12 protein-coding genes and 1 pseudogene are annotated in these 11941 nt (G+C 39.7%); 7 read left to right on the plus strand and 6 right to left on the minus strand.

The genetic code is table 11. The features are described from left to right. Positions 1-71: 71 nt before the first annotated feature. Entirely contained in the window at positions 72-488 is a 417-nt protein-coding gene (locus tag WBW42_RS15655) for a MerR family transcriptional regulator (protein WP_002113932.1), read from the minus strand. Between the two features lie 156 nt (positions 489-644). Here WBW42_RS15655 and WBW42_RS15660 point away from each other — a divergent pair, with 156 nt between their 5' ends. Next, a complete protein-coding gene (locus tag WBW42_RS15660; RefSeq protein WP_002113715.1) occupies positions 645-1337 on the plus strand; it encodes a type 1 glutamine amidotransferase domain-containing protein in 693 nt (230 codons plus the stop codon). 94 nt (positions 1338-1431) lie between these two features. On the opposite strand, the gene WBW42_RS15665 is transcribed toward WBW42_RS15660, so the two are convergent. Then, positions 1432-2637, minus strand: a complete 1206-nt coding sequence (locus tag WBW42_RS15665; RefSeq protein WP_017386087.1) for an NAD(P)/FAD-dependent oxidoreductase — start codon at positions 2635-2637, stop codon at positions 1432-1434. 158 nt (positions 2638-2795) lie between these two features. Beyond that, positions 2796-3344 (minus strand): RrF2 family transcriptional regulator, encoded by a 549-nt coding sequence (locus WBW42_RS15670; RefSeq protein WP_032056044.1) that lies wholly within the window; start codon positions 3342-3344, stop codon positions 2796-2798. 407 nt (positions 3345-3751) lie between these two features. Here WBW42_RS15670 and WBW42_RS15675 point away from each other — a divergent pair, with 407 nt between their 5' ends. Continuing rightward, positions 3752-4120, plus strand: a complete 369-nt coding sequence (locus WBW42_RS15675) for a hypothetical protein (RefSeq protein WP_032056045.1) — start codon at positions 3752-3754, stop codon at positions 4118-4120. Positions 4121-4177: 57 nt separating this feature from the next. Here WBW42_RS15675 and WBW42_RS15680 read toward each other — a convergent pair whose 3' ends face one another. The 3 genes from WBW42_RS15680 to WBW42_RS15690 form a co-directional block, all read right to left on the minus strand. Then, complete coding sequence (locus tag WBW42_RS15680) at positions 4178-5197, minus strand: MBL fold metallo-hydrolase (protein ID WP_017403376.1); 1020 nt, start codon at positions 5195-5197, stop codon at positions 4178-4180. 139 nt (positions 5198-5336) lie between these two features. Beyond that, the gene (locus WBW42_RS15685; protein WP_000113715.1) at positions 5337-5906 is read right to left on the minus strand and encodes a TetR/AcrR family transcriptional regulator; all 570 of its coding nucleotides are present in this window, start codon (positions 5904-5906) and stop codon (positions 5337-5339) included. Between the two features lie 93 nt (positions 5907-5999). Then, the gene (locus WBW42_RS15690; protein ID WP_032056047.1) at positions 6000-6935 is read right to left on the minus strand and encodes a LysR family transcriptional regulator; all 936 of its coding nucleotides are present in this window, start codon (positions 6933-6935) and stop codon (positions 6000-6002) included. A 179-nt stretch (positions 6936-7114) separates the two neighbouring features. Here WBW42_RS15690 and WBW42_RS15695 point away from each other — a divergent pair. The 5 genes and pseudogenes from WBW42_RS15695 (at position 7115) to WBW42_RS15715 (ending at position 11900) form a co-directional block, all read left to right on the plus strand. Continuing rightward, positions 7115-7879 (plus strand): annotated as a pseudogene (locus tag WBW42_RS15695) (SDR family oxidoreductase). 12 nt (positions 7880-7891) lie between these two features. Continuing rightward, positions 7892-8647 carry an SDR family NAD(P)-dependent oxidoreductase gene (locus tag WBW42_RS15700; RefSeq protein WP_032056049.1) on the plus strand — a complete coding sequence of 252 codons (756 nt, stop codon included), beginning with the start codon at positions 7892-7894 and terminating at the stop codon, positions 8645-8647. 44 nt (positions 8648-8691) lie between these two features. After that, positions 8692-9603: an SDR family NAD(P)-dependent oxidoreductase gene (locus WBW42_RS15705; protein ID WP_032056051.1), complete on the plus strand. Its 912-nt coding sequence runs from the start codon at positions 8692-8694 to the stop codon at positions 9601-9603. Between the two features lie 2 nt (positions 9604-9605). Continuing rightward, positions 9606-10067: a MaoC family dehydratase gene (locus tag WBW42_RS15710; protein ID WP_032056053.1), complete on the plus strand. Its 462-nt coding sequence runs from the start codon at positions 9606-9608 to the stop codon at positions 10065-10067. A 9-nt stretch (positions 10068-10076) separates the two neighbouring features. Beyond that, entirely contained in the window at positions 10077-11900 is a 1824-nt protein-coding gene (locus WBW42_RS15715) for an acyl-CoA dehydrogenase (protein ID WP_284105339.1), read from the plus strand. The last annotated feature ends 41 nt before the right edge of the window (positions 11901-11941 follow it).

Raw genomic sequence — 11941 nt, forward strand, 5'->3', positions numbered from 1 at the left:
AAACGCTTTGGTTACTTAGTTGATACCAGTACCCATCTATACAACGCGAGAGCGATTAACTCTAATTGAAATTATGGTGTTTTTGCGTTGTCAAAATAGAGATTCATCAGACGTTCTGCATTTTGCTCACATGTAATTTCATCTGGTTTGTTATTAATAGCTTCAATCATGGTATGTAAGTTTTGCTTACTGACTTTTAGCTTTTGTTCTAAAATTTCTATTTCCTGAATTTTGGTTTCAATCGTTTGAATGAGAGCATCATGGTCCCAAGCGACAACTTTCGATGGCAAAAATGCTTTAATTTCTGCTAAAGAAAACCCGACTTGTTGAGCTTGCTGGATTAAAGAAAGTTGTTTCAAATCGTTATCAGTATATTCACGATAGCCATTCGATTTTCTTTTTGCTTTAGGCAAGAGTTTAATTTGCTCGTAATAACGAATAGTAGGGGTACTTAAACCACTTAATTTCGATAACTCGCTAATATTCATAGCTACATACTCTCTTGACATTCAAGCTAACTTTAGACTTATAGTAACACAAAAGCAAGGTTCATAACTTTACCAAGCACACACTTTCAGTAACAACTTTCTATGCTTTGATAGACGAAAGAATAGAATTATAAATATGAAAAATGAGGTGAGAAAATGTCTAAACGCATATTACACGTCGTGACCAATGTTTCACGCTATAAGGATGTAGATCAACAAACAGGACTGTGGTTAGGTGAGCTCACCCATGCCTATGACGAATTTGAAAAACAAGGTTATGTGCAAGATATTGTGAGTCCAAATGGCGGAAAAACTCCAATTGAACCAAAATCGCTTGTGCCTTTAGTAGCAGATAAATCTGTTAAAGACCGAGAAAAAGATCAGGCTTTTATTACGCTGCTGGCAAATACCTTTAAGCCTTCCGATATTAATTGGCAAGATTATGACGTGATCTATTACACAGGTGGCCATGGGGTGATGTGGGATTTTTTAGATAATCCTGAACTTCAAGAAATCACCAAAAATATTTATGAAAAAGGCGGTATTGTTTCAAGTGTTTGTCATGGCTATTGTGGCTTGCTCAATGTCAGACTTTCAAATGGTGAACGACTTATAACAGGCAAAAAATTAACAGGCTTTGCATGGAGTGAAGAGGTTTTGGCAGGGGTGGCAAAAAAAGTGCCGTACAATGCCGAAGAGTTAGCGAAAGAATATGGCGCTCGTTATGAAAAGGCTTTTATTCCTTTTGCACCATATGTCGTTCAAGATGGCAAGTTAATTACAGGTCAAAACCCTTTTTCAGCTAAAAAGACGGCTCTAGCAATAATAGAAGAGCTAGAAAAGTCATAATTTAATAATTCAAATATAAACCCTAAAAGTAGGACCAGCGATGGGCTTGCTTTTAGGGTTTTTAAATAAATGGATTGATCCTACGAGGTTAAATTTAAGGAACAATTACAAAATCAGGGTTTGCTATTGCAAAAACTGCTTCACGGTCAGCAACTGGTGGATAAATCCATACGGTATTAATTTCTTGTTTAATTTTTTTCGCTTCCTCACGCACAAATTGAACTTGTCGATCCCAACCTTCAGTATAAAGTGCACCCCAAGGACCTAAGTCAACACAAGTGACATACTTCGGTTGGCTGTATGGATGAAGTGGTAAATCAACCAATTCTGCCGCAGCGTTATAACCCGCCACACGGCCTAAGCTCATAGCATGCTGACACGACATCACATTAAAATTGCCTAAATCATCGGTTGGAACTTTTACAGTATCGCCAGTCACAAAAATGTTTTTTGCTTCAGGTGCATGTAAATAAGAATCCCCAATCAAACGGCCTAAATTATCTTTTTCACCAGCAATTTGAGAGGTGAGTGGATTAGCCCGCATACCGGCAGTCCAAATCACGGTTTCTGTTTCAATTCTTTCGCCATTAGAAAGTGTTACCCCTGATGCATCTAGTGCTGTAACTCGTAGCCCAGCTTTACCTTCCACACCAAGCTCGCTAAGAGCTTCTCGAATAACGGTAGCTGCTTGATCCCCCATAGCCGCGCCAATTTCTGTTGAGGAATCAACTAAAACTACACGGACATCAGTTTCACCTAAAATGCTACGCAGACGTTCAGGCATTTCAGTAACGGTTTCTAACCCAGTAAGACCACCACCTGCAACGACCACCGTATTACGCGCTGCATTTGCAGGTTTATTAGCTAAGTTTTTAAGATGTTGGTCTAGTTTTTCAGCATCTTCTAGTGTGCTTACGCTAAAGCCATATTCGGTAAGACCCGATATAGGCGGCATAAACGTCGTACTTCCGGTTGCCAGAATAAAACGGTCATACCTTAAGGATTGTTTGTTGTCATCGGTGGTTGAAACCTCAATTGCCTGTTGGTCGACATCAATTTTATTTACCCAACCTGCCAGAAATTTAACTCCCACCACACTTAATAACTCTGAAATATCAGGGTTCATGTTTTCAAGCACAGCTTCATAAAGACGAGGACGAATCCCAACATTCGGGCTCGGGGAAACAATCAGTACCTCAATGTTTTGTTCTTGCGACGCTAAGTGAATTGCTCTTTGTGCAGCGAGTGCAGCCCATAAGCCAGCAAAGCCAGAACCTGCAATAATAATACGCTTACTCATTTGATTATCCTTTTGATAGATTTTCGGACAACATATTCCTACTCATCACAAAATTTAAGGTGAGCGAATCCATTCTCTGATTGTCCGAAAAAATCTGAGAAGGCATTTAAAAAGGATTAAGGGTGTTTTATATTAGGGTGCGAACCCCTACTAACTTATTAGTCGGGGGTATCCCGCGATATTTTACTTTTACGCATTTTTGCTGTTCTTCCTTCGATGCGTTCATTGATCCAGCCATTTACATCACTAAAAAACACGTCAGGTGCATAACGGCCAAAACGGTCTGCAATATCGCCAAGTGTATGAGCACCTAAAGCATCTCGCATGGCTTTTTCGGCTTGTAGCATGACTGCATGTACTGCGCACACACCACTGGTTGCCCAATCTGGCGGGGCAGTGTTAAAGACTGCACATTTCCCACGAACTTCTTGGCACTCAAAAAGCGGTTTTTCACCCTCAATGGCATTCACAATATCTAAAAAACTGATTTCATGAGCAGATCGGGCGAGTAAATAGCCGCCGCGAACACCTTCTTGAGCAATAACGAGACCTGCCTTTTCAAGTTTAGGAAAAATCTTGGCCATAAAACTCGGAGAGACTCCTTGTAATTCAGCAAGGTCCTTACTACTTAAAGGTTTATCTTCATTGTTCACAAGAAAAAGAAGACAGTGAATCGCATACTCAACGCTACTAGTGATATAAGCCATTTAATTTCATAATTGATCAATTACAAACACAGACTAATGCAGTCTGTGTTTTAAGTCAATAATAAAACTAAGACAAAATCAGTCCTAGTTTTAAGTAAGCTATTTAAAAGTGTTAATTGTGAATATATCTAACTGAATAATTTAAATTTTATTAAATAAAAAAATTTTAATAATTTATAAAAAATATTTTATTGAGTTCTTTTAATCGTATGAATGTCTAATAGATGCTTAATCAAATAGTTCACAACTTATAAGTAAGATTGATGAAAGGGGATAGCCATTTATCATTTATTTTTAGAGTCTTTTAAATTATATTTATGTAGATTGTTGCAATTAAAATATTGAATAGCTTTATCCAAATAAAAATATTTTTTACATAGCATGATGAATGAATAAGAGAGTTGTTTTTGAAAACTGAATTTACTATTAGATGTATTTATGCACTTTGCCTTATTGGTGCAGGGTTCAACCATTTACAAACAGTTTTGATGCATGGTTTGTTTTGGGACTATAACAATGCGCCTTTATTTACTTGTATTTATTGGACATCTTTAACGTTTATTGATCCACTTGCAGCAATTCTTCTATTTTATAGACCTCGTATCGGCTTAATTCTAACTTTTCTTATTATATTTAGTGATGTCATTCACAACACTTGGATTACATTAAAAGTGGGGCGAGACTTGCTTAACTATATGTATATTTCCCAATTTTTATTTCTGGTTTTTGTTTTATGCACAATTAAGTTTCCTTGGAAGGCACATCAGAGAAGTTAAAATTTTAAAATTGGAGAGTAAAAGCATTCTTTTACTCTCCAAATAATTTCTTCAAACTTACGAACGCCACCAATAATTCTCAACATTTGGCTCATTTAAGTTTAAAAGTTCACCCATTTGCGGTGTGCTAATCGCTAACTCATTTTGTTGAGCCAAAGCCACGATACGTTCAAATGGATCATCCCAAGCATGAAGGGCCAAATCAAAAGTACCGTTGTGCACAGGCAGCAAATGACGTCCTTTTAAATCGATATGTGCTTGTAAAGTTTGCTCTGGTTGCATGTGAACATCAGGCCATTCGGGGTCGTAAGCACCCGTTTCTAACATGGTCAGATCGAAAGGGCCATAACGATATCCAATCTCTTTAAACCCATCAAAATAGCCCGTATCTCCACTAAAAAATACACGTAAATCATTATCAATAATCACCCACGAGGCCCAAAGCGTCGCATTGCTATCGCCCATACCACGGCCTGAAAAATGATGAGCAGGGGTAGCCACCAATTTTAGTCCATCTACATGGGTAGTATCCCACCAATCAAGTTGTTGAACTTTTTCTGCTGGAATTCCCCATTTAATGAGTGTGTCACCCACACCAAGCGGTGTTAAGAAATGCTCAACTTTATCGTGAAGTTGCATCACTGCATGGTAGTCGAGGTGGTCGTAGTGGTTATGCGACAAAATCACGCCTTTAATAGGTGGTAAGTTCGCAATGCTAATTGGTGGCTGATGGAAACGTTTTGGTCCAAGCCATTGAAAAGGCGAAGCACGCTCTGAAAACACTGGGTCGGTTAACCAAAATTCATTTTGCAGTTTTAACAAGATGGTTGAGTGGCCCAAACGAAATAGAGAGCGATCGGGCGCACTTAATAACTGTTCTTTCGACAAACTTAAAACAGGAATTTCTCTATTTGGAACGGTGTCTTTTGGTTTATTAAATAAAAACTTCCACATGAGCTGAAGCGTTTTACCAAAAGAAGGCTTGTGTTGATTTGGACGCGTATTTCTAAATTTGCCATTGTGTTGTTGAGATGGCATTAGGGGAGCAGGCAAGTCTGTTGTGTTTGAAATAGTCATTTTGTTTTTCCTTATTGGAACAAACCTATATGTATAAATAAGAACTTGGGCTAAGTGCTTATTTTGATTTATTTAAATGAGTATTTACTCACTCATTAATTCATTCAAAAATAAGGACGCCGCGCATCCTTACTTTTATCTATATTGAAACTGCATGCCAAAAGGCTTCAAAACCTGATTTGCGATAACGCTCGGCTTGAGAAGGGTCTTGGGCAATAAAATTGAGTGTAACTTCAGCAAGCGCACCTAAAATTGAAGCAATAAATAACGGTGGGTAATCTCTTAATTTTCCGTCATTAATACATTCTTGAATGTTTTGGGTGAGGTCACAAAAGGTTTGCATACCAATTTGTTTACTTTGCTCAGTAATTTGTTCCGATGTTGAAAGCTGCGCCATTACTTTACGTTTAAGGGGAGCTTCTAAACTCCAGTCCAAATAGCTTTGCCAGATATGCGACATTTGTGTTTGCAGGTCAGCGTTAGTCGGGTAACTAAGCATCATCACCTGACGCAGTTCGGCCTTTAGCGAAAGATATAACTGGTTCAGCAGTTCTTCTTTATTACTAAAATAGGTAAATAAAGTACCTTCTGCCACACCAGCAACTTTGGCAATTTTTGAGGTAGACGCACGCTCGCCAAGCTCTGCCAATGTTTCGATAGCAGCACTTAAAATTGCATTACGTTTATCTTCACTACGAGGACGAGCCATATATAAAAATATTAATTGAGTGATTACTCAATCATACATAAAAATATGAGTAGCGCAAGCGAAATAGAATTTTACTGTCATAAATTTACTATTTTATAAACTATTCATAAGCTGCAATATTTGGCTCTTACACCATACGATTTGGTGTTCATGGGACTTTTGCTGATCCCAATATAAATTCATTTGATATCCAACAATATCAATCGGTAGTGGATGCACCTTAATTTGAGGATAAGTATCTTTAAAATGAGCAATTTGACATTGAGGAATCGTGAGTAAATGGTCCATTTGTGTAATTAATCGGATTGCCGTTTCATATTGTTGGCAGCGGAAACTAATCGTTCTTTTGATACCTTGTTTAGATAAGAAAAAATCTTCAAAAACACGACCTGTAGGACGAGAGGACACTGTAATGTGTTTAGCTTCTAAATAAATTTCTTTGGTTAGGTTTGTTTTGGATAATAAGGGATGCTGTTTACGACTTATTACTACAAATTGATCTTTAGTAAGGCATTCATAACCAATGCTATCTTCAACCGAATGTTGAACATCAATCGCAAAATCGATTTTCCCCGTAGAAAGCTCATGTCTTAAGTTTTTACGATCAATGCGTACGCTATTTAACTGCAAATTAGGATTAAATTGAGTTAAGTGCTGAATAATAGAGGGTAAAAAAATTCCTTCATACTCATCATTCATAGCAATTGTGAGATGCTTTAAATCTCGTGCTGGCACAAAGTCATGTGTGCTCTGAATTGCTTGATGCATAAGTTGTAATGACTGTTCAATTTTAGGCCATAAACGTTTGGCTAAAGGTGATGGAACAACACCGTGTCCATCTCGAATAAATAATGGGTCATTAAAATGATCGCGTAAACGAGCTAATGCATGGCTAACAGCAGGTTGGCTTAGAAAAAGTTGTTCACTGGCCCGTGTTAGATTTTTTTCTTTATAAATTGCCACAAATACACGAAATAAATTCAGGTCAATACGAGCAAGAGAGGCAATATTATTATTCATTTCATTCATAGTTTGTTATTCAAACAATTCATTTTATTCATTGTAACAAGTTAGATATGGTCAGGAAATAGCATAAGAAATAGAGTGATTAATACTGTGAATTTTGAGTGTAGCGCTTGTGGTAACAGCATTTAGAAAGCGTTGATTACAACTAATTTTTATAAAACCTATGAACATAAGGAAATGATATGGCAACACATTTATTTGATTTGACTGGAAAAGTAGCCTTAGTTACAGGTGCAAGCCGTGGTATTGGTGAGGAAATTGCCAAACTTTTAGCAGAACAAGGCGCACATGTAATTGTATCTAGTCGCAAGATTGAAGATTGCCAACGTGTTGCTAATGAAATTATTGCAGCAAATGGAAAGGCGGAAGCTTTTGCTTGCCATGTGGGTAAGTTAGAAGATATTGCAGAAATTTTTGAATATATCCGTTAAGAACATGGGCGTTTAGATATTTTAGTCAACAATGCGGCCGCCAATCCCTATTTTGGTCATATTCTGGATACAGATATTGCTGCATATAACAAAACGGTTGAAGTCAATATTCGTGGATATTTCTTCATGTCTGTCGAGGCGGGCAAATTAATGAAAGAACAGGGCAGCGGTGCAATTGTTAATACCGCATCTGTAAATGCCCTGCAACCAGGAGATCGACAAGGTATTTATTCTATTACCAAAGCTGCGGTGGTGAATATGACTAAAGCCTTTGCAAAAGAATGTGGACCATTGGGCATTCGAGTGAATGCTTTATTGCCGGGTCTTACCAAGACCAAATTTGCTTCGGCGCTATTTGAAAATGAAGATATTTATAAAAGCTGGATGGACACAATTCCATTACGCCGTCACGCAGAACCGCGTGAAATGGCTGGAACTGTACTTTATTTAGTGTCAGATGCTGCGAGTTACACCAATGGTGAATGTATTGTGGTTGATGGCGGTTTAACTATTTAGGGAGGAATAGCAATGTACGAACATTATTCAGGTCAAGTGGTCTTAATCACAGGTGCGGCGAGTGGATTTGGTGCATTGCTGGCAGAGCAACTGGCGAAGTATGGTGCAAAATTAGTGTTGGGTGACTTGAATATTGAAGGGTTAAATACTGTAGTTGAACCGCTACGCCAAGCAGGAGTGGAGGTGGTTGCGCAAGTGTGTGATGTCAGCTCTGAAGCAGATGTACAGGCTTTGGTGCAAAGTGCAGTTACTCAGTTTGGTAGAATCGATGTCGGGATCAATAATGCAGGTATGAGTCCGCCTATGAAAAGCTTTATTGATACCGATGAAGCAGATCTGGATTTGAGTTTTGCCGTCAATGCCAAAGGTGTGTTCTTTGGAATGAAGCATCAAATTCGTCAGATGTTGCAACAAGGGGGTGGCATTATTCTGAATGTTGCTTCTGTTGCAGGTTTAGGTGCGGCTCCCAAATTGGCTGCCTATTCTGCGGCAAAGCATGCTGTGGTGGGATTAACCAAAACAGCAGCGGTTGAATATGCAAATAAAGGCATTCGAGTTAATGCAATTTGTCCATTTTATACAACCACTCCGATGGTGGTCGACAGTGAACTCAAAGAGAAACAAGACTTTTTAGCGCAGGCCTCGCCAATGAAGCGTCTTGGCCTTCCAAGTGAAGTGGTGGCAATGATGCTGATGATGTGTGCCAAAGAAAACTCATATCTCACAGGTCAAGCCATTGCAATTGATGGCGGCGTGACAGCTTATTAAAACATTTATTAAATACATCTTATTCATATATTTAGGAAAAAATCATGACAATTAATTTAAGCAATCGAGTGGCTATTGTTACAGGTGCAGGCGCAGGTCTAGGGCGGGAACATGCATTGTTACTGGCTCGTTTGGGTGCAAAAGTGGTCGTGAATGATCTTGGTAGCGATGTGAACGGAAAAGGTGGCTCAACCATGGCGGCCCAAAAAGTCGTGGATGAAATTATTGCGGCTGGTGGCGAGGCGATGGCAAATGGTGCTTCAGTCACTGATATTGAACAAGTTCAACAGATGGTAGATGAAACAATTGCCCGTTGGGGACGTGTAGATATTTTAATTAATAACGCTGGAATTCTTCGAGATAAAACTTTTAGCAAAATGTCCTTAGATGACTTCCGTACCGTGATTGATGTCCACTTAATGGGGGCAGTAAATTGCACTAAAGCGGTATGGGATATCATGCGCGAGCAAAAATATGGCCGTATCGTTATGACGACTTCATCCTCTGGTCTATATGGCAACTTTGGGCAGTCCAACTACAGCGCTGCAAAAATGGCATTGGTTGGACTCATGCAGACACTGGCTTTAGAGGGTGAAAAATCGAATGTTCGGGTGAACTGTCTAGCACCAACAGCTGCAACTCGTATGCTTGAAGGATTATTACCCGAAAAAGCCCTTAAAGCTCTTGCTCCAAGTGCGGTCAGTCCTGCAATCGCGACTTTGGTTAGCGAAGATGCACCTACCCGTATGATTCTTTGTGCTGGCGCAGGTAGTTTTGAAGCTGCCCACATTACCCTTACGCAAGGAATTTATTTAGGTACGGATGAACAAGTTCCGCATGTTTTAGCACAACGTTTAGCTGATGTTTCAGACCGAACAGATGAGTTTGTTCCTGTCAGAGGAGGCGCTCAGGGTGAGCTTGAGCTGAAAAAAGCTTCATTAATGGCAGGAGAATAATTTTGAAAAAAAATACATTAAGCATCGACCAACTGGTTGAGTTGCAAGGTCAAGCATTAGGTAGTTCGAAGTGGATAACCATTGGTCAAAGCATGATTAATACCTTTGCGGATGTCACACAAGATCATCAATTTATTCATGTGGATGAAGAAGCTGCTCGTCAGACACCTTTTGGTGGCACGATTGCCCATGGTTTTTTAACACTTTCTTTACTTTCAGCGATGGCCGCTCAGGTGTTGCCGACTGTTCAGGGGCAGAAATCTGGCGTGAATTATGGCATCAATAATTTGCGTTTTATTAGTCCTGTACATAGCGGTAAGCGGGTGCGGGGAAATTTTCACTTAAAAAATGTTTCCCAAAAAAATAAGGGAAGTTATCAGTTGATCATGGAAGTCACGATTGAAATCGAAGATCAGGCAAAACCAGCACTTGTGGCTGAGTGGCTTACACTTGTAAATGTATAGGAATAAACCATGAGCAATGAATTAATTCTCTCTCGCCGTGATGTCGATTTTTTGCTATTCGATTGGCTAAAAGTTGAAGAACTCAGCCAACGCGATACTTTTGCAGGGCAGGACCGTTTTGAATATACCTCTGTTTTAAACGTTTACGAGGCTTTGGCAACCGATTTATTTGCTCCTCATAATAAAAAAAATGACAGTAACGAACCTGTTTTTGATGGTGAACGTGTAACTGTCAATCCTGAAGTCGGGGTAGCACTTAAGGCTTTTGCGGATGCAGGTTTGATGAGTGCAGCGTTTCCATCAGATTGGAATGGGATGAACTTACCCAATACCATTGAGCGTGCAGGTATGGCATATCTACTCGGTGCTAATTCAGGAACAGCGGGCTACGCCTTTTTAACCATTGGTAATGCAAATTTATTAATGGCTCATGGTGAACCTGAAAAAGTTAAACCCTATGTCAACGCTATGATAGAAGGCAAATGTTTCGGAACGATGTGTTTATCTGAGCCGCAAGCAGGTTCAAGTTTGGCTGATATTCGTACACGTGCGATTAAAACAAAAGATCGTCGTTATCGTTTGTTTGGAAATAAAATGTGGATTTCAGGTGGCGAGCACGATATCTCTGACAATATTGTTCATTTGGTTTTGGCAAAAATTCCAGATGAAAATGGACAATTACCAGCAGGTGTGCAAGGCATTTCTCTGTTTACCGTACCGCGCAAATTACTCGATGAAAATGGACAGCCAAGTGAACGTAATGATGTGGTATTAGCTGGAATTAACCACAAAATGGGTTATCGGGGAACTGTGAATTGTGTGCTGAATTTTGGGGAAGGTCGTTTCACACCCGAAGGAGAAGCAGGCGCAATTGGTGAGCTAGTCGGCGAAGCTGGTAAAGGGCTGGCCTATATGTTCCATATGATGAATGAAGCCCGAATTTCGGTTGGACTTGGGGCAGCAGCATTGGGATATACAGGTTATCTTCATGCTTTAGATTATGCAAAAACTCGAGTACAAGGTCGTTCTCGTAATGAACATAATCCAAGTTCTCCACAAATCCCGCTCATTCAACATGCAGATGTACGCCGTATGCTCTTAGCCCAAAAAGCATATGTCTCAGGTGCGTTGGCACTGTGTCTATATGCAGCCCGATTAACCGATGATATCCACTCGCTTGAAGATGCCGAGCAGCGCGATCAAGCCCATCAATTACTTGATCTATTAACACCAGTGGTGAAAAGCTGGTCTTCTGAATGGGGGCTGGTGGCAAATGATTTAGCCATTCAAGTTCATGGCGGCTACGGTTATACCCGTGAATATAATGTTGAACAGTTTTATCGGGACAATCGACTCAACCCAATTCATGAAGGAACATTTGGCATTCAAGCGCTCGATTTATTAGGACGAAAAACTCGTCTTAATCAGGGACTGTCGATGAAGCTATTACATGAAAAAATCATGAATACGATTGAACAAGCCAAAGCAGAGCCTTCTTTAAAAGATCATGCAGATCAATTAGACCAAAAATGGCAACTCATCCGAAATGTAACAGAGAAATTGCATGCCTTAACCGATATAGAACTTCAACTGGCAAATGCAGCCAATTATCTGGAAGCTTTTGGGCATCTTGTGGTGGGATGGTTATGGCTTGATCAAGCGGTAGTCATTCATAAACTCATGCCGAACTCAACAGACCCCGATTTTCTGCATGGGAAGCTTGCCGCGTGTGATTATTTCTTTGGCTGGGAAATGCCGAAAATTATGAGTTGGTTAGCGGTACTTGATCCAGTAGAGACGACTCCACTCAATATGTCAGAAGAATGGTTCTAGTAAGAACCATTCCTTAACCGCGCCGTTGAATATAAAGGAGA

This window comes from Acinetobacter sp. LT1 (genome assembly GCF_059800965.1).